Source organism: Sphaerotilus natans (genome assembly GCF_900156335.1).
GTDB classification, from domain to species: domain Bacteria; phylum Pseudomonadota; class Gammaproteobacteria; order Burkholderiales; family Burkholderiaceae_C; genus Sphaerotilus; species Sphaerotilus natans.
Genome location: NZ_FTMZ01000023.1, coordinates 1 through 19,206 on the forward strand (window position 1 = coordinate 1; position 19,206 = coordinate 19,206).

30 protein-coding genes and 2 tRNA genes are annotated in these 19,206 nt (G+C 64.6%); 5 read left to right on the plus strand and 27 right to left on the minus strand.

Features of this window, described 5'->3' with window-relative positions; translation table 11 throughout:
- A partial coding sequence (locus BW996_RS17180; RefSeq protein WP_445683263.1) for an EF-Tu C-terminal domain-related protein occupies positions 1 to 345 on the plus strand: 345 nt, incomplete at its 5' end.
- Positions 346 to 456: 111 nt separating this feature from the next.
- Positions 457 to 768, plus strand: coding sequence for a 30S ribosomal protein S10 (rpsJ, locus tag BW996_RS17185; protein WP_037485042.1), 312 nt, complete (start codon positions 457 to 459; stop codon positions 766 to 768).
- Positions 769 to 853: 85 nt separating this feature from the next.
- Here the strand turns inward: rpsJ and BW996_RS17190 are convergent, their stop codons facing one another.
- Positions 854 to 1,771, minus strand: a complete 918-nt coding sequence (locus BW996_RS17190; protein WP_037485043.1) for a LysR family transcriptional regulator — start codon at positions 1,769 to 1,771, stop codon at positions 854 to 856.
- Positions 1,772 to 1,838: 67 nt separating this feature from the next.
- Here BW996_RS17190 and BW996_RS17195 point away from each other — a divergent pair, with 67 nt between their 5' ends.
- Positions 1,839 to 3,089 carry an MFS transporter gene (locus tag BW996_RS17195; protein ID WP_051632237.1) on the plus strand — a complete coding sequence of 417 codons (1,251 nt, stop codon included), beginning with the start codon at positions 1,839 to 1,841 and terminating at the stop codon, positions 3,087 to 3,089.
- Here BW996_RS17195 and BW996_RS17200 read toward each other — a convergent pair.
- The 3 genes from BW996_RS17200 to BW996_RS17210 form a co-directional block, all read right to left on the minus strand.
- Complete coding sequence (locus BW996_RS17200; protein ID WP_051632238.1) at positions 2,999 to 3,562, minus strand: CAP domain-containing protein; 564 nt, start codon at positions 3,560 to 3,562, stop codon at positions 2,999 to 3,001. The two genes, BW996_RS17195 and BW996_RS17200, sit on opposite strands and share 91 nt — an antisense overlap.
- A 92-nt stretch (positions 3,563 to 3,654) precedes the next feature.
- Complete coding sequence (locus BW996_RS22305) at positions 3,655 to 3,945, minus strand: oxidoreductase-like domain-containing protein (protein WP_051632239.1); 291 nt, start codon at positions 3,943 to 3,945, stop codon at positions 3,655 to 3,657.
- 15 nt (positions 3,946 to 3,960) lie between these two features.
- Positions 3,961 to 4,188 (minus strand): oxidoreductase-like domain-containing protein, encoded by a 228-nt coding sequence (locus BW996_RS17210; protein WP_037485124.1) that lies wholly within the window; start codon positions 4,186 to 4,188, stop codon positions 3,961 to 3,963.
- A 171-nt stretch (positions 4,189 to 4,359) separates the two neighbouring features.
- On the opposite strand from BW996_RS17210, the gene BW996_RS17215 reads away from it, so the two are divergent.
- Positions 4,360 to 4,767, plus strand: a complete 408-nt coding sequence (locus BW996_RS17215) for a cupin domain-containing protein (RefSeq protein ID WP_037485046.1) — start codon at positions 4,360 to 4,362, stop codon at positions 4,765 to 4,767.
- A gap of 59 nt (positions 4,768 to 4,826) precedes the next feature.
- Positions 4,827 to 5,825: a GGDEF domain-containing protein gene (locus BW996_RS17220; protein ID WP_051632240.1), complete on the plus strand. Its 999-nt coding sequence runs from the start codon at positions 4,827 to 4,829 to the stop codon at positions 5,823 to 5,825.
- Between the two features lie 74 nt (positions 5,826 to 5,899).
- Here the strand turns inward: BW996_RS17220 and BW996_RS17225 are convergent.
- The 23 genes from BW996_RS17225 to BW996_RS17335 all read right to left on the minus strand — a co-directional run bounded on the left by BW996_RS17225 (position 5,900) and on the right by BW996_RS17335 (position 19,060).
- A tRNA-Met gene (locus tag BW996_RS17225) sits at positions 5,900 to 5,976 on the minus strand.
- 72 nt (positions 5,977 to 6,048) lie between these two features.
- Positions 6,049 to 6,125: transfer RNA gene (locus BW996_RS17230), tRNA-Met, on the minus strand.
- Positions 6,126 to 6,207: 82 nt separating this feature from the next.
- Positions 6,208 to 6,603 (minus strand): 50S ribosomal protein L17, encoded by a 396-nt coding sequence (gene rplQ, locus BW996_RS17235; RefSeq protein ID WP_037485050.1) that lies wholly within the window; start codon positions 6,601 to 6,603, stop codon positions 6,208 to 6,210.
- Positions 6,604 to 6,710: 107 nt separating this feature from the next.
- The gene (locus tag BW996_RS17240) at positions 6,711 to 7,697 is read right to left on the minus strand and encodes a DNA-directed RNA polymerase subunit alpha (protein ID WP_037485052.1); all 987 of its coding nucleotides are present in this window, start codon (positions 7,695 to 7,697) and stop codon (positions 6,711 to 6,713) included.
- A gap of 139 nt (positions 7,698 to 7,836) precedes the next feature.
- Positions 7,837 to 8,460 carry a 30S ribosomal protein S4 gene (gene rpsD / locus BW996_RS17245; RefSeq protein ID WP_037485055.1) on the minus strand — a complete coding sequence of 208 codons (624 nt, stop codon included), beginning with the start codon at positions 8,458 to 8,460 and terminating at the stop codon, positions 7,837 to 7,839.
- A gap of 223 nt (positions 8,461 to 8,683) precedes the next feature.
- Positions 8,684 to 9,088 (minus strand): 30S ribosomal protein S11, encoded by a 405-nt coding sequence (rpsK, locus tag BW996_RS17250; protein ID WP_037485057.1) that lies wholly within the window; start codon positions 9,086 to 9,088, stop codon positions 8,684 to 8,686.
- A 33-nt stretch (positions 9,089 to 9,121) separates the two neighbouring features.
- Entirely contained in the window at positions 9,122 to 9,487 is a 366-nt protein-coding gene (gene rpsM, locus BW996_RS17255) for a 30S ribosomal protein S13 (RefSeq protein WP_037485059.1), read from the minus strand.
- A gap of 39 nt (positions 9,488 to 9,526) precedes the next feature.
- The gene (gene rpmJ / locus BW996_RS17260) at positions 9,527 to 9,640 is read right to left on the minus strand and encodes a 50S ribosomal protein L36 (RefSeq protein ID WP_037485061.1); all 114 of its coding nucleotides are present in this window, start codon (positions 9,638 to 9,640) and stop codon (positions 9,527 to 9,529) included.
- A 58-nt stretch (positions 9,641 to 9,698) separates the two neighbouring features.
- Positions 9,699 to 9,917, minus strand: coding sequence for a translation initiation factor IF-1 (gene infA, locus BW996_RS17265; RefSeq protein WP_003264140.1), 219 nt, complete (start codon positions 9,915 to 9,917; stop codon positions 9,699 to 9,701).
- Between the two features lie 69 nt (positions 9,918 to 9,986).
- Positions 9,987 to 11,297, minus strand: coding sequence for a preprotein translocase subunit SecY (gene secY / locus BW996_RS17270; protein ID WP_037485064.1), 1,311 nt, complete (start codon positions 11,295 to 11,297; stop codon positions 9,987 to 9,989).
- Positions 11,298 to 11,343: 46 nt separating this feature from the next.
- Positions 11,344 to 11,778 (minus strand): 50S ribosomal protein L15, encoded by a 435-nt coding sequence (gene rplO / locus BW996_RS17275; RefSeq protein WP_037485065.1) that lies wholly within the window; start codon positions 11,776 to 11,778, stop codon positions 11,344 to 11,346.
- A 2-nt stretch (positions 11,779 to 11,780) separates the two neighbouring features.
- Positions 11,781 to 11,972: a 50S ribosomal protein L30 gene (gene rpmD, locus BW996_RS17280; RefSeq protein WP_037485067.1), complete on the minus strand. Its 192-nt coding sequence runs from the start codon at positions 11,970 to 11,972 to the stop codon at positions 11,781 to 11,783.
- A 26-nt stretch (positions 11,973 to 11,998) separates the two neighbouring features.
- Positions 11,999 to 12,517 carry a 30S ribosomal protein S5 gene (rpsE, locus tag BW996_RS17285; protein WP_037485069.1) on the minus strand — a complete coding sequence of 173 codons (519 nt, stop codon included), beginning with the start codon at positions 12,515 to 12,517 and terminating at the stop codon, positions 11,999 to 12,001.
- 30 nt (positions 12,518 to 12,547) lie between these two features.
- On the minus strand, positions 12,548 to 12,913 hold the full coding sequence (gene rplR, locus BW996_RS17290; RefSeq protein ID WP_037485073.1) for a 50S ribosomal protein L18: 366 nt from the start codon (positions 12,911 to 12,913) through the stop codon (positions 12,548 to 12,550).
- A gap of 11 nt (positions 12,914 to 12,924) precedes the next feature.
- The gene (gene rplF / locus BW996_RS17295) at positions 12,925 to 13,458 is read right to left on the minus strand and encodes a 50S ribosomal protein L6 (RefSeq protein ID WP_037485077.1); all 534 of its coding nucleotides are present in this window, start codon (positions 13,456 to 13,458) and stop codon (positions 12,925 to 12,927) included.
- An 18-nt stretch (positions 13,459 to 13,476) separates the two neighbouring features.
- The gene (gene rpsH, locus BW996_RS17300) at positions 13,477 to 13,872 is read right to left on the minus strand and encodes a 30S ribosomal protein S8 (RefSeq protein WP_037485079.1); all 396 of its coding nucleotides are present in this window, start codon (positions 13,870 to 13,872) and stop codon (positions 13,477 to 13,479) included.
- A 32-nt stretch (positions 13,873 to 13,904) separates the two neighbouring features.
- A complete protein-coding gene (gene rpsN, locus BW996_RS17305) occupies positions 13,905 to 14,210 on the minus strand; it encodes a 30S ribosomal protein S14 (RefSeq protein WP_037485082.1) in 306 nt (101 codons plus the stop codon).
- 14 nt (positions 14,211 to 14,224) lie between these two features.
- Complete coding sequence (rplE, locus tag BW996_RS17310; protein ID WP_037485088.1) at positions 14,225 to 14,776, minus strand: 50S ribosomal protein L5; 552 nt, start codon at positions 14,774 to 14,776, stop codon at positions 14,225 to 14,227.
- Positions 14,777 to 14,793: 17 nt separating this feature from the next.
- Positions 14,794 to 15,111 (minus strand): 50S ribosomal protein L24, encoded by a 318-nt coding sequence (rplX, locus tag BW996_RS17315; RefSeq protein ID WP_037485090.1) that lies wholly within the window; start codon positions 15,109 to 15,111, stop codon positions 14,794 to 14,796.
- A 21-nt stretch (positions 15,112 to 15,132) separates the two neighbouring features.
- Entirely contained in the window at positions 15,133 to 15,501 is a 369-nt protein-coding gene (gene rplN / locus BW996_RS17320; RefSeq protein WP_012348938.1) for a 50S ribosomal protein L14, read from the minus strand.
- A gap of 238 nt (positions 15,502 to 15,739) precedes the next feature.
- Complete coding sequence (gene gshA, locus BW996_RS17325; RefSeq protein WP_037485093.1) at positions 15,740 to 17,035, minus strand: glutamate--cysteine ligase; 1,296 nt, start codon at positions 17,033 to 17,035, stop codon at positions 15,740 to 15,742.
- Positions 17,036 to 17,184: 149 nt separating this feature from the next.
- On the minus strand, positions 17,185 to 18,693 hold the full coding sequence (locus BW996_RS17330) for an ammonium transporter (RefSeq protein WP_037485097.1): 1,509 nt from the start codon (positions 18,691 to 18,693) through the stop codon (positions 17,185 to 17,187).
- A 28-nt stretch (positions 18,694 to 18,721) separates the two neighbouring features.
- Positions 18,722 to 19,060, minus strand: a complete 339-nt coding sequence (locus BW996_RS17335; RefSeq protein WP_037485099.1) for a P-II family nitrogen regulator — start codon at positions 19,058 to 19,060, stop codon at positions 18,722 to 18,724.
- Between the last annotated feature and the right edge of the window lie 146 nt (positions 19,061 to 19,206).

Sequence of the window (19,206 nt, forward strand, 5' to 3'; positions counted from 1 at the left end):
GGCACCAAGCGCGAAGACGTCGAGCGCGGCCAAGTGCTGTGCAAGCCGGGTTCGATCAAGCCGCACACCCACTTCACCGGTGAGGTCTACGTGCTGTCGAAGGACGAAGGTGGTCGCCACACCCCGTTCTTCAACAACTACCGCCCGCAGTTCTACTTCCGCACCACCGACGTCACCGGCGCCATCCAGCTGCCGGAAGGCAAGGAAATGGTCATGCCGGGTGACAACGTGTCGATCGAAGTCAAGCTGATCGCCCCGATCGCCATGGAAGAAGGCCTGCGCTTCGCCATCCGCGAAGGCGGCCGCACCGTCGGCGCCGGCGTGGTTGCCAAGATCATCGCCTGAGCTCTTGTGTGACGGGAAGGCCTCGCTGAGCGGGGCTTTCTCTTCCCTCTCCGCGGCCAAGCAAGGCGGCATGATGCCGCCGGCCGCATCGCTCTTTACGAAGGAAAAGTCATGCAGAAGCAAAAGATCCGCATCCGCCTGAAGGCGTTCGACTACAAGCTGATCGACCAGTCGGCCCTGGAAATCGTCGATACCGCCAAGCGCACCGGCGCGATCGTCAAGGGCCCGGTGCCCCTGCCGACCCGCATGCAGCGTTTCGACATCCTGCGTTCGCCGCACGTCAACAAGACCTCGCGCGACCAGTTCGAGATCCGCACGCACCAGCGCCTGATGGACATCATCGACCCGACCGACAAGACCGTCGACGCGCTGATGAAGCTCGACCTGCCGGCTGGCGTGGACGTCGAGATCAAGCTGCAGTGATCGTGCCCGTCACCGGATCGTCCGCGCCGCAGATGACCCGCTGATGACACGCCCTGCCAGAAAAGCGACCTTCGGGTCGCTTTTTTCATGTCTGAGCAGCCAGCGCATCGACCAGCAGCTGCCGCAGCCAGCGCAAGGCCGGATCGGCATGCTGACGGGGATGCCATGCCGCATGCAGCGAGAACAGCGGTGACGCAAACGGCAGCTCGAATGGCTCCAGCGTCGCGGCATGGCGCTCGGCCAGCCGGCTCGGCAAGGTCGCCACATGATCGGTCACCCGCACGATCTCCGGCAGCAGCGTGAAGTGCTGGACCGACAGCGCGATCTCGCGCCGACGCCCCAGCCCAGCCAGATGCGCATCCAGCAGCCCGATGTGACTGCCGCCGGTGGCGCTGACCACCACATGGGTCAGCCGGCAGTAGGTCTCGGGATCCAGCGGCCCGCTGCCGCGCGGATGCCCGCGCCTCTGCACCAGCACGAAGCGCTCGGTCAGCAGCTGGCGTGAACGCATCGCGCCCGGAACCCGGTCGCCGGTGCCGATCAGCAGATCGATATCGCCCCGCTCGAGCTGCGCGATCGCCTCGGACGCATCCGGCGCACGCAGCGCCAGCCGCAGGCCCGGCCCGGCCTGCCGCGCCATCGCCTCGATCAGCGGCAGGCCGACGATCACCGAGGCATTGTCGGTCTCTGCCACCTGGAAGACGCGCTCGTCACGGTGCGGATCGAAATCCGGACGCTGGCGCACCAGCTGCTCCAGGCCGCGCAGCGCCTCATGGAGCGGCTCGATCAGCGCCTGCGCACGCGGGGTGGCGACCATACCGCGCCCGCCCGGCGCCGGCACCAGCAGGGGGTCATCGAACAGCCGTCTCAGCCGCGCCAGCTGCGCGGACAGCGCCGGCTGACCCACGTGCAGCCGCGCGGCCGCTCGGGTCACATTGCCCTCGTCCAGCAGCACCGACAGCGAGACCAGCAGGTTCAGATCCACCCCTTTCAGATCGACCATATCGATACCTCATAGACAAACAAACGATTTCCAATATAGGGCAGCGCGACGGAGACTCGGCGCCATCATGGGTCATACCGTTTCCGCTCGACATGCCCGCCTGCTGCTGCCGGCCCTGGGCGCCAGCTACTTCCTGTTCGGCACCGCCTCGCTGGCGGTGATCGGTCTGCTGGAGGCGATGGCCAGCGCCTGGCAGGTCACGCCGGCACGCATCGCCGAGCTGGTCGCGGTGCATTCGCTGACCTTCGCGGTGGCGGCGCCGCTGCTTCAGATTCTTTTCGGTCACCGGCCGCGCCGTGAGCTGATCAGCGGCGGTCTGCTGCTGCTGGGCCTCGGTGCGCTGGCGACGGCCATGGCGCCGGACTGGAGCGCAGGCCTGGCCGCCCGCGTGCTGATGGCGCTGGGCGCGGCCGCCATCGGCCCGGCGGCATCCGCCCAGGGCGCGGCCGTGGTGGAGCCGACGCGTCAGTCCGGAGCGCTGGCGACCATCTTCGCGGGCATGACGCTGGCCATCGTGCTGGGCACGCCGCTGGCGGCCTGGCTGGGCCATGTCGGCTCGTGGCGGACTGTCTTCGTGCTGCTGGCGATCAGCGCGCCGCTGCTGGGCATCACGCTGTGGCGCGCCATCGGCTGCGGCACGGCAGGCCCGCGCATCGCCGGCTCAGGCTTTCTGAGGGTGCTCGAGCGCCCGGCCACGGCCTGGGCGCTGCTGATGATGCTGCTGCTGATGGCTGGCCAGTTCTGCGCCTACACCCTGCTGGTGCCCCTGATGACGAAGCGCTTCGGCCTGGCCGCCGGCGACATGACGGCCCTGCTGATGCTGTTCGGCTTGGGCGGCGTGATCGGCAATCTGCTGGCCGGACGCTTTGGCAGCCGCCTCGGCCCGGTTCGGCTGATCCGTCTCTCGGTGCTCGGACTGACGATCGCATTCTCCGGCCTGATGCTGGCGCCCGCCCTGCCCATGCCCGGCGTGCTGCTGATGATGCTGTGGTCGGTCTGCGGCCTGCTGTTCGCCGCACCCCAGCAGCAGCGCCTGATCCAGCTGGCACCGCCGGCACTGCGCAGTCTGGCCCTGGCGGCCAATGCCTCGGCGATGTATCTCGGCATGTCGCTCGGCGCCTGGTCGGGCGCTCGGCTCTACGAACTGGCAGGCGTGGAAACATTGATTCCCGCCTCGCTGCTGCTGACGCTGCTGGGCACGCTGGCGCTGCAGCGCTCGCGCCAGGCTCAGCGCGAGGACGAGCGGCTCATGCGCTCAGGCATCGGCACGGGCACCGGCTCGGGCACCGGCAGCGTGCCGAAGGTCTGGGTCCAGTAGTGCCCGTAGGGGCTGCCCGGCAGGCTGACCAGGCTGATGCCGGTGCCCTGCCATTCCGGCCGCAGGATGTTGGCGCGATGCACCTCGCTGCGCATCCAGCCCTCGACCACCGTGACGGCGCTGTCCTGCCCTGCCGCGATGTTCTCGGCGATGCGCTGCGCATGCGGGTAATGGGCCTGGATGCGCTCGGACCAGCGGCCGCCGTCGCAGTCGTCATGCTGGAAGCAGCGCGAAACGGCCATGTCGGTCGAATGATGGGCGGCCGCCTGCTGCAGGCGGGGATCGATCTCCAGCACCGACAGGCCATGATGCAGCCGAATCTGATTGATCTGCGCCAGCACCTCCCGCTCGAGACGCGACACGGAGGTCGCCGTGCGCTCGCTGCCGCACCAGCCCGGAGCAGCCAGCAGCAGCGCCGAGCAGACAAGCGCCGCCCCCCGAAAACCGCGCAGCACCCCATGCACATTGAACATGACCCACCCCATGACGATCGACAATCACGATCGTGGAGGGGTACTGGCGGGTCACCACTCCCGCATCCGCGGGGAGCAGCCACCACAGGCCGTCAGTGCGTGATGGGTCTGGCGGTGCGCCAGCGACCCATGACCTCGTCACGCCAGAACATCACTTCGCCATAGAAATAGAGCCAGACGCAGTTGCTGCAGCCCCGGCCGCAGCAGCTCACCGGGCTCTGCGGCGCCGGCGGCAGCGCCTCGGCCACCGCGTGCCGCCGCGCGCGGCTCATCACCTCTGCGATCAGCGCCTCGGCTTCGAGCTTCAGGGCAGGCTGAAGCCGCGCCAGAGCCTCGTCGTCCAGCCCGCTGTAGTCGGGCGGTGTCATCGCAGGCCAGAGCATGTGGACCCCCGCCTCTCAGGCCGCCCAGCGCAGCAGCGCTTCGTCCCGCCAGTAGCCGAGCTCGCTGTAGAACCCGTCCCAGACGCAGCCGATGCAGCCGTTGCCGCAGCAGTTGTCCGGCTCGGCCGGCGGATCGGACAGCTCGACACCTGCGGCCCGTGCGCGCGCGATGATGGCGCTGATCAGCGCCTTCGCCTCGCCGGGATCGGTCGGGTTCCAGGATTGGAGAACAAGGTCATTCATCATGATGGGGTGGCTTTCTAGCACACGCGTCTCGTCGCGAGTCTGACCCGCTGGAGCCGCATTATTCGGAGCCTGTGGCTCCTTTCACATCGGATCCAATTCGTCCTGGACGATTGCCTTCCCACGCCGCACGCACAATCCCGGATGTTCACGACTTCCCGCACTTCCGACATGAGCCAGCCTGCGTCCGACACCACGCCGATCTTCCTTCAGACCATCCTGTTCACCGACGGCGACGGCCGTGCCCGCTTCCGCGAGCAGGCCATCGCACTGGACCAGGGCAAGCCCGCCTCACGGCTGTCCACCAGCCTGCCCGCGCGCGAGCTGCAGCTGCGCGAAAGTCCGCCGGGCTTCCGCAGCGAATTCCACTGCACCGGCGAGCCGCAGTGGGTCTTCATCCTCTCGGGTCAGATGGAGATCGGGCTGCAGGATGGCAGCTCGCGCATCTTCAGCGCCGGGGAGCACTTCTACTCGGCCGACGTGCTGCCCGAAGGTGCGGTGTTCGATCCGGCCGTTCACGGCCACTGGAGCCGCCAGCTCGGCAGCGAGCCCCTGCGCACGCTCTTCGTGCGCGGCTGATTCTCCTCTTTGTCCGCCACGGAGCCCTAGGTCTTCGCATGTCACACCTTGTCGAGCACATGGCCCAACTGGCCGGGCAGCGCGACCCGGCCGCGCTCGACAGCTGTTTCGTCGACCTGTTCGCTGAACTCCTCGCCCCGCTGCGGCTGCGCGTGCTGCGCAGCCATGCTGCAGAACAGCGCAAGTGGTATGTGACCCGCCACCACGGCCAGTTCGATCAGCTGGCCCCTGACGCGCCACTTGCCGCAGAAGAAGAGCCGCTGCTGCTGCGCTGCATCACCTTGGGCGAACCCATGCTGCTGCCTGTGCCTGCACAGCAGAGCGACATTCGCACGCTGGTGCCGCTGACCGGCGACAGCGACGAGATCGCGGTGGTGGAGATCACCACCAGCACGGTCATCAGCAGGGAGCTTCTGCGCACCGTGAATGCGATCCAGCGCTTCAGCATGCATCTGCACGCGCTGCTGGACGAGAACGAACGCGACTCGCTGACCCGACTGCTCAACCGCAAGTCCTTCGACGAGACCTTCGTTCGTGCTGCGCTGAATCTTGATGCCAGCAGCACCTCGGCCGCCGAAGGCCTGGAGCGACGCCGCCAAGGCACGGAAGGCAGCCACTGGCTCGGCGTCATCGACATCGACCACTTCAAGCGGGTCAATGATGTTCACGGTCACCTGATCGGTGACGAGGTGCTGATCCTGGTGGCGCAACTGATGAAAAGCACCTTCCGCGCCAGCGACAGGCTCTACCGCTTCGGCGGCGAGGAGTTCGTGGTGCTGCTCCGCTGCAATGACGCCCATGGCGCGGAAACCGCGTTCGAGCGTTTCAGACACACGGTCGAAAAGACGCCTTTTCCTCGGGTGGAACACCTGACGGTCAGCATCGGATTCACCGCCATCGATGCCAGCGACACCCCCGGCAGCGCCTTCGAGCGGGCCGACCAGTCGGTCTATCACGCTAAGGAAAATGGCCGCAATCTGGCACTGTCGTACGAGACCCTGACCGCCTGCGGCCTGCTCGAGGCCAAGAACCAGGACGGCGGCGTCGAGTTCTTCTGACACCCGGCCGGAAAGCCGGCGCGCGGGAAAGAAAAAAGCCGATTCGCACAGAGTCGAATCGGCTTTTTCTGACTTGGTTGCGGGGGCCGGATTTGAACCGACGACCTTTGGGTTATGAGCCCAACGAGCTACCAGACTGCTCCACCCCGCGACTGAAATCTGCTTGAGGATTTTCCTCACACTCACCAGAAAGAATCGCGCACTTTCTGATGATGACTGAAACTGGTTGCGGGGGCCGGATTTGAACCGACGACCTTTGGGTTATGAGCCCAACGAGCTACCAGACTGCTCCACCCCGCGACTGAAGAATCAGATTGTAGCCTTTTTGATGCCCATTCAGCAAGGATTTTCGAGAGGAAAATCGCTCAGGGCATCAGACCGATCACTCGGCAGCTTGTTCGGCCGGGGCCGCGTCCACGTCCGGACGGTCGACCAGCTCGACGAAAGCCATCGGTGCGTTGTCGCCAACGCGGAAACCCATCTTCAGGATGCGGGTGTAGCCGCCCGGACGGGTCTGGAAGCGCGGGCCCAGCACGTTGAACAGCTTGACGACGTTGTCGCGGTTGCGCAGACGGTCGAAAGCCAGGCGCTTGTTGGCCAGCGTCGGCTCCTTGGCCAGGGTGATCAGCGGCTCGACGACGCGGCGCAGTTCCTTGGCCTTGGGCACGGTGGTCTTGATGGCCTCGTGCTCGATCAGCGAGTTGGCCATGTTGCGCAGCATCGCCAGACGGTGCGACGAGGTGCGGTTGAGCTTGCGGAGGCCGTTGCCGTGACGCATGGTGAAGTCCTTTCGTTGAATTAATGCCGATGGCCGGATCAGGTACCACCGGGGGACCGGGCGGCCGCCGCTGCGGCTCGCCCGAAAAAGTCTGGATCAGCGCAAAATCAGCGCTTGTCCAGGCCTTGCGGCGGCCAGTTTTCCAGACGCGCGCCGAGGGTCAGACCACGGGAAGCCAGGACTTCCTTGATCTCGTTGAGCGACTTGCGACCCAGGTTCGGGGTCTTCAGCAGCTCGGTCTCGGTGCGCTGGATCAGGTCGCCGATGTAATAGATGTTCTCGGCCTTCAGGCAGTTGGCAGAACGGACCGTCAGCTCCAGCTCGTCGACCGGACGCAGCAGGATCGGGTCGAAGTGCTGGGCACGCGGTGCCGGCTCGACGATGCCGGCCAGATCGTTGCCTTCCAGCTGCGCGAACACCGCCAGCTGCTCGACGAGGATCTTGGCCGAGGCACGCACGGCCTCTTCCGGGGAGATCGCACCGTTGGTCTCGATCTCCATCACCAGCTTGTCCAGGTCGGTGCGCTGCTCGACGCGGGCACTCTCGACCGTGTAGCTGACACGCTTGACCGGCGAGAACGAGGCGTCCAGCACGATGCGGCCGATCGACTTGGTCGGCTCGTCAGCGTAGCGACGCATCGTGCCCGGCACATAGCCGCGGCCCTTCTCGACCTTGATCTGCATGTCGAGCTTGCCACCCTGGGCCAGGTGAGCGATCACCAGATCCGGGTTGATGATCTCGACGTCATGCGGCGTCTGGATATCGCGTGCGGTGACCGGACCTTCGCCTTCCTTGCGCAGGACCAGCGTGACCTCGTCGCGGTTGTGCAGACGGAACACCACGCCCTTCAGGTTGAGCATGATGTGGACCACGTCTTCCTGAACGCCATCCACCGTCGAGTACTCGTGCAGCACGCCGGCGATCGTCACTTCGGTGGGCGCGTAGCCGACCATCGACGACAGCAGCACGCGGCGCAGCGCATTGCCCAGGGTGTGACCATAGCCACGCTCGAACGGCTCCAGCGTCACCTTCGCACGGTGGCCGCCCAGCGGTTCGACGTTGATGGCCTTGGGCTTCAGCAGATTGGTTTGCATTCAAAGTTCCTGTCAATACCCTCGGCTCGTTACACCGATAAGGCTGATGGACCCACCGGGCATTGAAAAGCCTCCGTGCGCCCGGGACGCAAGGAGGCCGATGACGCCTGCGGCACGACCGCAAGCGCCCTCTCGCACATCAGCGCGAGTACAGTTCGACGATCAGCGATTCGTTGATCTCGGCACCGAACTCGTCGCGGTCCGGCGACTTCTTGAAGGTGCCTTCCATCTTGGCGATGTCGACGGCAACCCAGCCCGGCAGGCCGATCGAGTCCGCCAGCTTCAGCGCGTCAGCGATGCGCAGCTGCTTCTTGGCCTTCTCGCGCACGGCGACGACATCACCGGCCTTGACCATGAACGACGGGATGTTGACGACCTGGCCGTTGACGGTGATCGACTTGTGCGAGACCAGCTGGCGGGCTTCCGCGCGGGTCGAGCCGAAGCCCATGCGGTAGACAACGTTGTCCAGACGCGACTCCAGCAGCGACAGCAGCGTGGCGCCGGTGTTGCCCTTGCGGCGCTCGGCCTCGGCGAAGTAGCGGCGGAACTGCTTCTCCAGCACGCCGTACATGCGCTTGACCTTCTGCTTCTCGCGCAGCTGCAGACCGTAGTCGGAGGTGCGGCTGCCCGAGGTGCGGCCGTGCTGACCCGGCTTGGTGTCGAACTTGGCCTTGTCGCTGATCGAGCGGCGAGCGCTCTTCAGGAACAGGTCGGTGCCTTCACGGCGGGAAAGTTTGGCCTTCGGGCCGAGATAACGTGCCACGGACGGTGTCCTTGTGAGAATGTCTGACGCACGCGAACCGTGCGCGAGTCATGTGCGCGCCAGGCGCCATGACGGTGGTCTTCAGGGATGAGAGGAGCCGCGCAAGGCGGCTCTTCAACGAGATTGCCGGCGAGCACGCTATGGCGCTCGCCGGCGAACCTGCGATTATAAGGCAATCTGATGCCGTGACTGCAAGAGTCACGCACACCTCATGCAGGCAGCCTCAGATGCGACGACGCTTCTGCGGACGGCAGCCGTTGTGCGGGACCGGCGTCACGTCGGAGATCGACGCGATGCGGATGCCCAGCGAGGCCAGCGCACGAACCGACGACTCGCGACCCGGGCCCGGGCCCTTGATCTTGACGTCCAGGTTCTTGATGCCCTGTTCCTGGGCAGCACGACCGGCGACTTCAGCTGCGACCTGGGCGGCGAACGGGGTCGACTTGCGCGAACCCTTGAAGCCCTGGCCACCGCTCGATGCCCACGACAGGGCATTGCCCTGGCGATCGGTGATCGTGATGATGGTGTTGTTGAACGATGCGTGAACGTGCGCGACGCCATCCGCAACGTTCTTGCGGACCTTCTTGCTCACGCGGCGAGCAGCGTTGTTGACGGGTGCTTTTGCCATGACTCGAGTCTTTCCAGCGCGACGAAGTGGCGCTTACTTCTTCAGCGCAGCAGCGCCCTTCTTCGGACCCTTGCGGGTACGGGCGTTGGTGCGGGTGCGCTGACCGCGCATCGGCAGGCCGCGGCGGTGACGGAAGCCACGGTAGCAGCCCAGATCCATCAGGCGCTTGATGTTGATCGAGATCTCGCGACGCAGGTCGCCCTCGATCGTCATGCGACCCACTTCTTCGCGGATCTTTTCAAGATCGCCGTCCGTCAGGTCCTTGACCTTCTTGTCGAACGGGATGCCGCAGGTCGTGCAGATCTGTTGCGCGGTGGTGCGGCCGATGCCGTAGATCGCGGTCAGACCGATCTCGGCGTGCTTGTGCGGCGGAATGTTGATACCAGCAATACGTGCCATGTGCGTCCTCTAAACGGTTGCAGCAGTCGAGCGAGAAACTCAGCCCTGGCGCTGCTTGTGGCGCGGATCGGTGCAGATCACGCGGACCACACCCTTGCGACGGATGATCTTGCAATTGCGGCAGATCGTCTTGACGGATGCCGAGACTTTCATGGTCTTCTCCTTGATCGGCGGCTTGCGCTTCTCTTCCGGACTGTGTTGATGGATTCGCTCACTTCGCCCGGAAAACGATGCGAGCACGACTCAGGTCGTAGGGGGTCAGTTCAACGGTCACCTTGTCACCGGGCAGGATGCGGATGTAGTGCATGCGCATCTTCCCGGAGATGTGCCCCAGCACCACATGGCCGTTTTCCAGCTTGACCCGGAAGGTGGCGTTGGGGAGGTTTTCGAGGACCTCCCCCTGCATCTGGATAACGTCGTCTTTGGCCATCTCGTCGGCTCACCACGTTGACTCTGACGTTGCTCTCCGAATGGGTATCTTTCCTGGCCGGTGATGCCCTCAGCCTGCCTTGAAGCTCGACTTCTTCAGAAGAGCCTCGTACTGCTGCGACATCACGTACGACTGCACCTGCGCCCAGAAGTCCATCGTGACGACCACGATGATCAGCAGCGAAGTGCCACCGAAGTAGAACGGCACGTTGTACTTCAGGACCAGGAACTCGGGCAGCAGACACACCAGCGTGATGTAGACCGCGCCACCCAGCGTCAGACGAGCAAGGATCTTGTCGATGTAGCGTGCGGTCTGGTCACCCGGACGGATGCCCGGAATGAACGCGCCACTCTTCTTCAGGTTGTCAGCGGTCTCGCGGCTGTTGAACACGAGCGCCGTGTAGAAGAAGCAGAAGAACACGATCATCGCCGCATACAGCAGCACATAGATCGGCTGACCCGGCGACAGCGCCGCAGACACATCCTTCAGCCAGCTCATGCTTTCGCTGGTGGCGAACCAGCCGACGACCGTGGCGGGCAGAAGAATGATCGACGAGGCGAAGATCGGCGGGATCACGCCGGCCATGTTGACCTTCAGCGGCAGATGCGACGACTGGCCACCATAGACCTTGTTGCCGACCTGGCGCTTGGCGTAGTTGACCAGGATCTTGCGCTGTGCCCGCTCGACGAAGACCACCACATAGGTGACGGCGATGACGATCGCGATGATCAGCAGCGAGACGATGATGCTCATCGCGCCGGTGTTGACCAAGTTGATCAGACCGCCGATCGCGCTGGGCAGGCCCGCCGCGATACCCGCAAAGATCAGGATCGAGATGCCATTGCCCAGACCCCGCTCGGTGATCTGCTCACCCAGCCACATCAGGAACATCGTGCCAGCCGTCAGGCTGACCACGGCCGTGATGCGGAACATCGGACCCGGGTCGATCACCAGGCCCGGAGAGCCTTCCAGCGCCACCGCGATGCCGATCGACTGGAACAGAGCCAGCGCCAGGGCACCGTAGCGGGTGTACTGCGTGATCTTGCGACGACCTGCCTCGCCTTCCTTCTTCAGCGCCTCCAGCGTCGGCACCACATAGCCCATGAGCTGCATGATGATCGAGGCCGAGATGTAGGGCATGATGCCCAGCGCGAAGACGGTGAAGCGCGACAGTGCACCACCGGAGAACATGTTGAACAGGTTCAGTATCCCGCCCTCCTGGCTCTTGAACAGCTGTGCCAGCTGGTCAGGATTGATGCCTGGAACGGGAATATGGGCGCCGATGCGATAGACCACCAGTGCAAGCAGCAGGAAGACAAGGCGACGACGCAGGTCGCCGAACTTTCCGCTCTTGGCCAGTTGTGTTGCGTTGGATGCCACTTGGAACCTGTTGCTCGAGTCGAGATGTAGCCGACGTCGTGGCCGATCAGGCCGCGATCGATCCGCCTGCCGCCTCGATGGCTGCCTTGGCGCCGGCGGTGGCGCCGATGCCCTTCAGGACAACCTTCTTCGACAGCTCGCCAGACTTGACGACCTTGACGTTCAGTGCACGCACGCTCACCAGACCGGCGTTCTTCAGGACAGCCAGGTCGATTTCCTCGACCGACAGATCCTGCAGCTGGGCCAGGGTGACCTCGTCATTGAACTTCAGCAGGTGCGACTTGAAGCCACGCTTGGGCAGGCGACGCTGCAGCGGCATCTGGCCGCCTTCGAAGCCGACCTTGTGGTAGCCGCCTGCACGAGACTTCTGACCCTTGTGACCACGACCGGCGGTCTTGCCCAGACCGGAACCGATGCCGCGACCGACACGGCGCTTGGCGTGCTTGGCGCCTTCTGCCGGCTTGATCGAATTGAGTTCCATGATTAGAGCACCTTCACCAGGTACGAAATCTTGTTGATCATGCCGCGCACCGCCGGGGTGTCTTCCAGCACGGACTCGCTGTTGAGCTTGCGCAGACCCAGGCCGCGGACCGTGGCACGGTGCGAAGCGCGGGTGCTGATCGGGCTCTTGACCAGCTTGACCTTGACGGTCTTCTTGTCGGTATTTTCAGACATGGTGTCTTTCCTTGCCGATCGACGCTTCAGTTGAAGATCTCTTCGATCGTCTTGCCACGCTTGGCGGCCACCTCGGAGGCGGTCGTCATGCGCGACAGGGCGTCGAAGGTCGCACGAACCATGTTGTACGGGTTCGACGAACCCAGGCTCTTGGCGACGACATCGGTGATGCCCATGACTTCGAAGACCGCGCGCATCGGACCGCCGGCGATGATACCGGTACCGGCAGGAGCCGGCGCCAGCAGCACCTTGGCAGCGCCATGCTCACCGGTCGCGTTGTGCGGCACGGTGCCATTGCGCAGCGGGACCTTGACCATGTTGCGACGAGCAGACTCCATCGCCTTCTGGACCGAGGCCGGCACTTCACGCGCCTTGCCCTTGCCCATGCCGACGCGACCGTCGCCATCGCCGACCACCGTCAGCGCAGCAAACGCCATGATCCGGCCGCCCTTGACCACCTTGGTCACGCGGTTCACCTGGATCATCTTCTCGCGCATGCCGTCGTCGCGACCCTCGTCCGCAACCTTCGGTTGAAACTTAGCCATTTCGTGTTCCTTCGTGTGCGAGCCGGGGCGTCAGAACTGCAGACCCGCTTCACGGGCCGCCTCGGCCAGCGCCTTGACGCGGCCGTGATAGGCGAAACCGGAACGGTCGAATGCAACCTTCTCGATGCCGGCGGCCTTGGCCTTCTCGGCGATGCGCTTGCCGATCAGCGTGGCTGCATCGACATTGCCACCCTTGCCGGCGGCGCCCAGCTGCTCGCGCACGTCCTTCTCGGCGGTCGAGGCGCTGACGAGCACCTTCGAGCCGTCTTCGGAGACGACGCTGGCGTAGATGTGCAGATTCGAGCGGAAGACGGTCAGACGGGCCACGCGCTGCAGGGCAATGCGGGCACGGGTCTGACGGGAGCGGCGCAGGCGCTGTTCTTTCTTGTTCAACATGGTGCGGCTCCTTACTTCTTCTTCGTCTCTTTCAGGGTGACCTTCTCATCCGAATAACGGATGCCCTTGCCCTTGTAGGGCTCGGGGGGACGGAAGGCACGCACTTCAGCGGCGAGCTGGCCGACGACCTGGCGGTCTGCACCCTTGATCAGGATTTCGGTCGGCGTCGGGCACTCGACCTTGATGCCTTCCGGCATTTCCTTGACCACCGGATGCGAGAAACCGATCTGCAGGTTCAGCTTCTGGCCTTGAGCCTGGGCGCGGAAGCCCACGCCCACCAGGTTCAGCTTGCGCTCGAAGCCCTTGCTGACACCCTCGACCATGTTGTTGACCAGGGCGCGCACGGTGCCGGACATGGCGTTGGCTTCAGCGGATTCATCCGCCGGCGCAAACGACAGCTTGCCGGACTCGTTGCTCACCTTGACCAGGCGATGGGCCGGACGCACCAGCGCGCCCTTGGCACCCTTGACGCTGATCTGGTCCTCGGTGACCGCCACATCCACGCCTTGCGGGATGGCGATCGGCATTTTTCCAACGCGGGACATTGTGTGTGTCTCCTGCGGTTAGGCGACGTAGCAGAGCACTTCGCCGCCGATGCCGGCAGCGCGCGCCTTGCGGTCGGTCATCACGCCCTTCGGCGTGGTGACGATGGCCACACCCAGACCATTCTGGACCTGGGGAATGTCGTGACGGCCCTTGTAGATGCGCAGACCGGGACGGCTCACGCGCTCGATGCGCTCGATGACCGGACGACCAGCGTAATACTTCAGCGAGATCTCGAGCTGCGACTTGCCGCTCTCGGTCTTCACCTGGAAACCATCGATGTAACCCTCGTCCTTCAGGACCTGCGCAATCGCGGTCTTCAGCTTGGACGACGGCATCGCGACGCTGGTCTTCTCGACCATCTGAGCGTTGCGGATGCGGGTCAGCATGTCGGCGATCGGATCACTCATGCTCATGGAATAACTCCTGTTCGTGCCCTGGGGCCGGCTTACCAGCTCGCCTTGACGACACCGGGGATGTCGCCACGGAAGGCCAGTTCACGAATCTTGTTGCGCGCCAGACCGAACTTGCGGAAGGTGCCACGCGGACGACCGGTGATCTCGCAGCGGCTGCGCAGACGGGTCGGGTTGGCATTGCGCGGCAGCTTCTGCAGCGCCAGGCGAGCCATGTAACGCTCTTCTTCCGACTTGCTCTGGTCGTCGATGATCGCCTTCAGTTCAGCGAACTTCTTGGCGTACTTGGCGACCAGCTTCTCGCGCTTTTCTTCGCGCTGGATGAGGGCAACTTTTGCCATGGTGAGCCTCGGCCTCAGTTCTTGAACGGGAAGCGGAAGGCAGCCAGCAGCGCCTTGCACTCGTCGTCGGTCGTCGCGGTCGTCGTGATGCTGATGTTCAGACCACGCAGAGCATCCACCTTGTCGTACTCGATTTCCGGGAAGATGATCTGTTCCTTGACGCCGATGTTGTAGTTGCCGCGACCGTCGAACGAACGGCCCGAGATACCACGGAAGTCGCGAACGCGCGGCAGCGCGATCGTGACGAAGCGATCCAGGAATTCGTACATGCGCACGCCGCGCAGGGTCACCATGCAGCCGATGGGCACGTTCTCGCGGATCTTGAAACCCGCGATCGCCTTGCGCGACTTGGTGACGACCGGCTTCTGGCCAGCGATCTTGGTCAGATCGCCGACGGCGTGGTCCATGACCTTCTTGTCCGACACGGCTTCCGAGACACCCATGTTCAGGGTGATCTTGGTCAGGCGCGGCACTTCCATGACCGACTTGTAGCCAAACTTGGCCATCAGATCGGCGACGACCTTCTCGCGATAGAAGGTCTGCAGACGAGCTTGCTGTTGAGACATGTCTTCTCTACCCCGCCTCAGGCCTTGATCTCTTCGCCGCTGGACTTGAAGACGCGCACTTTCTTGCCGTCGTCAAGCAGCTTGATGCCCACGCGGTCGGCCTTGCCGGTCGCGGGGTTGAAGATCGCCACATTGGATTGGTGGATCGGCATGGTCTTGTCGACGATGCCACCGGTCGTGCCCTTCAGCGGGTTCGGGCGCACATGCTTCTTGACGACGTTGATGCCGTCGACCACCAGGTGGTCGGCATCGACGCGCAGAGAAACCGTACCGCGCTTGCCCTTGTCGCGACCGGTCAGCACGATGACCTCGTCGCCCTTGCGAATCTTGTTCATGGCCAGTCCTTCGCGGTCGGCTTAGAGCACTTCCGGAGCCAGCGACACGATCTTCATGAAGCGCTCGGTACGCAGTTCACGCGTCACCGGGCCGAAGATGCGGGTGCCGATCGGCTCCAACTTGGCATTGAGCAGCACGGCTGCATTGCCATCGAACTTGACGAGCGAGCCGTCCTGACGACGCACGCCCTTGGCGGTGCGCACGACGACGGCGTTGTAGACCTCGCCCTTTTTGACACGACCACGCGGGGCAGCATCCTTGATGCTGACCTTGATCACGTCGCCGATGCCGGCATAACGACGCTTCGAGCCGCCGAGCACCTTGATGCACATGACGGACTTCGCACCGGTGTTGTCCGCGACGTCGAGTCGCGATTGCATTTGGATCATGTGGAATCCCCAACTTATCCCGCGCTAACAGCCCCACTCGGCCACCGCTCGCGGTCAGTCTTGGGCCCGTCACAGCCTCCCGACGTCTCCATCGAGGTTCTGCGTTTGGGGCGAAACCAGATTGCGCCACGTACGGCTAGGCACGCGCGCAAGCCAGAAGAATCACGGATTATGCTGCCACTTCGGAAGCATGTCAACACCGCCAACCCAGCTGACGCCAGGGTGGCAATGCCGGCGCTCAGTTGTAGACCTCGGCATCCGGATCGGTGGCCTCGAGCTCGTAGCTGGCCGCCAGCATCGCCAGCCGGCCGACGACGCCGTACATGTAGAAGCGGTTCGGCGCGCTGGCACCCGGCTTGGCGCCGGCGCGTGCCATGTGACCCGACTCCGCGAAGGCCAGCGGCACGAACTGCGCACCCGGCGAATTCAGGTTCTCGTCGATGCCACGGTCGGCGTGCACCCGGTAGAAGCCGCCCACCACATAGCGGTCGAGCATGTAGACCACCGGCTCGGCCACCGCCTCGTTGATGCGCTCGCAGGTCGGCACGCCCTCCTGGATGATCACCTCGGTGACCTCCTGGCCGTCCTTGATGACGCTCATCTTGTTGCGGGTGCGGCGGTTGATCTCCTCGAGCTGCTTGGCGTCGCGCACCGTCATGATGCCCATGCCGTAGGTGCCGTTGTCGGCCTTGACGATGACGAAGGGCTTCTCGTTGATGCCGTACTCCTTGTACTTGCGACGGATCTTGCCCAGCAGCGCGTCGACGTTGGTCTGCACGCATTCGATGCCGCTGCCCTCGCCGAAGTTGACCTCGCCGCAGCGGGTGTACATCGGGTTGATCAGCCACGGGTCCATGCCCATCAGCTTGGAGAACTTCTTGGCCACCTCCTCGTAGGCCTGGAAGTGGTGCGTCTTGCGCCGCACCGCCCAGCCGGCATGCAGCGGCGGCAGCAGGTACTGCTCGTGCAGGCCCTCCAGGACCGGCGGGATGCCGGCCGACAGGTCGTTGTTCAGCAAGATGGTGCAGGGATCGAAGTTCTTCAGCCCCAGGCGACGCTGCGTGCGGATCAGCGGCTCGATGGTCAGCGTGTCGCCGCCGGGCAGCGCCAGCTCGGTCGGCGCGGTCACCTCGGGGTCGAGCGTGCCCAGGCGCACGTTCAGGCCCGCCTGGGTGAAGATCTGCACCAGCCGCGCGACATTGGTCAGATAGAAGGTGTTGCGGGTGTGCTTCTCGGGGATCAGCAGCAGGTTCTTGGCTTCCGGACAGATCTTCTCGATCGCCGCCATCGCCGCCTGCACCGCCAGCGGCAGCATCTCGGGCGTCAGGTTGTTCCAGCCGCCGGGAAAGAGGTTGGTGTCGACCGGCGCGAGCTTGAAGCCGGCGTTGCGCACATCGACCGAGGTGTACAGCGGCGGGGTGTGCTCCATCCACTCGAGGCGGAACCAGCGCTCGATCGCCGGCACCGAATCCAGCATGCGCGCTTCCAGTTCGTTGATCGGGCCGTTCAGGGCGGTGACGAGATGGGGAACCATGGTGGACGACCTGCTCAGGAAGAGGAAAAGGAAGGACGGATGAAGGGAATGTCGACGATTCTAGGAAGGTCTGCAGATGCGGGCAGGGATCCAAAGCAAAAGGGGCCGCCCTGAGGCGGCCCCTTGCGGGTGCGGTCAGCAGACCGGCATCACTTCGAGTAGGCGGTCTCGCCGTGCGAGGTGATGTCCAGGCCCTCGCGCTCGTCGTCTTCCGGCACGCGCAGGCCGATGACCAGATCGACGATCTTGAAGGCGATCACCGAGACCACCGCCGACCACACGATGGTGATCAGCACGCCCTTGGCCTGGATCCAGACCTGCGAGGCGATCGAGTAGGCGTCCGGAGCGACCATGCCGACGGTGACCCAGTCGGCGACGATGCTCGGGCCGCCCAGGTTCGGCGAGTTGAACACGCCGGTCAGCAGCGCGCCCAGGATGCCGCCCACGCCGTGGACACCGAACACGTCGAGCGAGTCGTCAGCGCCCAGCATGCGCTTGAGACCATGCACGCCCCACAGGCAGACGAAGCCGGCGATCAGGCCGATGATCAGCGCACCGACGATGCCGACGTTGCCGGCGGCCGGGGTGATCGCGACCAGACCGGCGACCGCACCGGAGGCGGCGCCCAGCATCGAGGCCTTGCCCTTCATCAGGCCTTCGCCCAGGCACCAGGCCAGCACCGCGGCTGCGGTGGCCGCGAAGGTGTTGATGAAGGCCAGCGCGGCGAAGTTGTTGGCTTCCAGCGCCGAGCCGGCGTTGAAGCCGAACCAGCCCACCCACAGCAGCGAGGCGCCGACCATCGTCAGCGTCAGCGAGTGCGGCATGAAGGCTTCGCGACCGTAGCCGATGCGCTTGCCGACCATGTAGGAGCCCACCAGACCCGCCACCGCGGCGTTGATGTGCACAACGGTGCCGCCGGCGAAGTCCAGCGCGCCGTGCTGCCAGATCAGGCCGGCCTTGGCGTTCATCGCGTCGACCACGTCAGCCGAGGCATAGGCGTCCGGACCCATCCAGAACCAGACCATGTGCGCGATCGGCGCGTAGCTGAAGGTGAACCACAGCACCATGAACATCAGCACGGCCGAGAACTTCGCGCGCTCGGCGAAGGCACCGACGATCAGCGCGCAGGTGATGCCCGCGAAAGTCGCCTGGAAAGCCGCGAAGACGATCTCGGGAATGTAGACACCCTTGCTGAAGGTGGCCGCCGGCGCGAAGGTGCCCGCGACGTTGTCCCAGACGCCCTTCATGAACAGGCGATCGAAGCCGCCGATGAAGGCATTGCCCTCGGTGAAGGCCAGGCTGTAGCCGTAGACGAACCACAGCACCACGATCAGCGAGAAGGTCACCATCACCTGCATCAGCACCGACAGCATGTTCTTGGCGCGCACCAGGCCGCCGTAGAACAGTGCCAGGCCCGGCACGGCCATCATGATGACCAGCAGGGTCGACAGCATCATCCACGACACGTCGCCCTTGTCGAAGGTCGGCGCCGGCGCAGCGGCGGCGGCCTGGGTGACGGCAGAAGCCGCCTCGGCCACCGCGGAGGCGGCCTCGGCCACGGCGGGTGCGGACGCCGCGGCGTCCTGAGCGAGAGCGAGATCGGTCAGACCCAGGGCAGCCAGCCCCAGCGGCAGACCGGCGAGCAGTTTCTTGTTCATTGACATGGTTGTCTCGTCGGGCGGTTGATCAGAGCGCGTCCTTGCCGGTCTCGCCGGTGCGGATGCGCAGGACCTGCTCCAGGGGCGTCACGAAGATCTTGCCGTCACCGATCTTGCCGGTGCGGGCCGCGCCCTCGATCGCCTCGATGACCCGGTCGACGATCGCGTCGTCGACGGCGGCCTCGATCTTGACCTTCGGAAGGAAGTCGACGACGTACTCGGCACCGCGGTACAGCTCGGTGTGACCCTTCTGACGTCCGAAGCCCTTCACCTCGGTGACGGTGATGCCCTGCACGCCGATGTTGCCGAGGGCCTCGCGGACCTCGTCGAGCTTGAAGGGCTTGATGATGGCAGTGACCATCTTCATGGCAGCTCCTGGTTGATCTGACTGACTGGTGATGGAAAGTGGCTGGGAGCCGCTGCTGCATCTTCCGTGCCATGCCATTTGCACACCGACGCGTCATCGATACGCATCAGGACCGCGCCCCGGATCGGGCCGTGATGCCACACGAG

Bases quoted from the DNA above. Each gene is read 5' to 3' on its own strand.
- rplQ (WP_037485050.1), bottom strand. From the start codon at position 6,603: ATGCGTCACGGCAACGGCCTCCGCAAGCTCAACCGCACCTCGTCGCAC.
- rplN (WP_012348938.1), bottom strand. From the start codon at position 15,501: ATGATCCAAATGCAATCGCGACTCGACGTCGCGGACAACACCGGTGCG.
- rpsK (WP_037485057.1), bottom strand. From the start codon at position 9,088: ATGGCAAAAGCACCCGTCAACAACGCTGCTCGCCGCGTGAGCAAGAAG.
- rpmD (WP_037485067.1), bottom strand. From the start codon at position 11,972: ATGTCTGAAAATACCGACAAGAAGACCGTCAAGGTCAAGCTGGTCAAG.
- rplR (WP_037485073.1), bottom strand. From the start codon at position 12,913: ATGTTGAACAAGAAAGAACAGCGCCTGCGCCGCTCCCGTCAGACCCGT.
- BW996_RS17330 (WP_037485097.1), bottom strand. From the start codon at position 18,693: ATGAACAAGAAACTGCTCGCCGGTCTGCCGCTGGGGCTGGCTGCCCTG.
- BW996_RS17195 (WP_051632237.1), top strand. From the start codon at position 1,839: ATGGGTCATACCGTTTCCGCTCGACATGCCCGCCTGCTGCTGCCGGCC.
- BW996_RS17190 (WP_037485043.1), bottom strand. From the start codon at position 1,771: ATGGTCGATCTGAAAGGGGTGGATCTGAACCTGCTGGTCTCGCTGTCG.
- BW996_RS17215 (WP_037485046.1), top strand. From the start codon at position 4,360: ATGAGCCAGCCTGCGTCCGACACCACGCCGATCTTCCTTCAGACCATC.
- BW996_RS22305 (WP_051632239.1), bottom strand. From the start codon at position 3,945: ATGCTCTGGCCTGCGATGACACCGCCCGACTACAGCGGGCTGGACGAC.
- rplE (WP_037485088.1), bottom strand. From the start codon at position 14,776: ATGTCTCAACAGCAAGCTCGTCTGCAGACCTTCTATCGCGAGAAGGTC.
- BW996_RS17200 (WP_051632238.1), bottom strand. From the start codon at position 3,562: ATGTTCAATGTGCATGGGGTGCTGCGCGGTTTTCGGGGGGCGGCGCTT.
- BW996_RS17220 (WP_051632240.1), top strand. From the start codon at position 4,827: ATGGCCCAACTGGCCGGGCAGCGCGACCCGGCCGCGCTCGACAGCTGT.
- rpsM (WP_037485059.1), bottom strand. From the start codon at position 9,487: ATGGCACGTATTGCTGGTATCAACATTCCGCCGCACAAGCACGCCGAG.
- rplX (WP_037485090.1), bottom strand. From the start codon at position 15,111: ATGAACAAGATTCGCAAGGGCGACGAGGTCATCGTGCTGACCGGTCGC.
- BW996_RS17240 (WP_037485052.1), bottom strand. From the start codon at position 7,697: ATGCAAACCAATCTGCTGAAGCCCAAGGCCATCAACGTCGAACCGCTG.
- rpmJ (WP_037485061.1), bottom strand. From the start codon at position 9,640: ATGAAAGTCTCGGCATCCGTCAAGACGATCTGCCGCAATTGCAAGATC.
- rpsN (WP_037485082.1), bottom strand. From the start codon at position 14,210: ATGGCAAAAGTTGCCCTCATCCAGCGCGAAGAAAAGCGCGAGAAGCTG.
- BW996_RS17210 (WP_037485124.1), bottom strand. From the start codon at position 4,188: ATGAATGACCTTGTTCTCCAATCCTGGAACCCGACCGATCCCGGCGAG.
- rpsJ (WP_037485042.1), top strand. From the start codon at position 457: ATGCAGAAGCAAAAGATCCGCATCCGCCTGAAGGCGTTCGACTACAAG.
- infA (WP_003264140.1), bottom strand. From the start codon at position 9,917: ATGGCCAAAGACGACGTTATCCAGATGCAGGGGGAGGTCCTCGAAAAC.
- rpsH (WP_037485079.1), bottom strand. From the start codon at position 13,872: ATGAGCATGAGTGATCCGATCGCCGACATGCTGACCCGCATCCGCAAC.
- rpsE (WP_037485069.1), bottom strand. From the start codon at position 12,517: ATGGCTAAGTTTCAACCGAAGGTTGCGGACGAGGGTCGCGACGACGGC.
- gshA (WP_037485093.1), bottom strand. From the start codon at position 17,035: ATGGTTCCCCATCTCGTCACCGCCCTGAACGGCCCGATCAACGAACTG.
- rplF (WP_037485077.1), bottom strand. From the start codon at position 13,458: ATGTCCCGCGTTGGAAAAATGCCGATCGCCATCCCGCAAGGCGTGGAT.
- BW996_RS17335 (WP_037485099.1), bottom strand. From the start codon at position 19,060: ATGAAGATGGTCACTGCCATCATCAAGCCCTTCAAGCTCGACGAGGTC.
- rplO (WP_037485065.1), bottom strand. From the start codon at position 11,778: ATGGAACTCAATTCGATCAAGCCGGCAGAAGGCGCCAAGCACGCCAAG.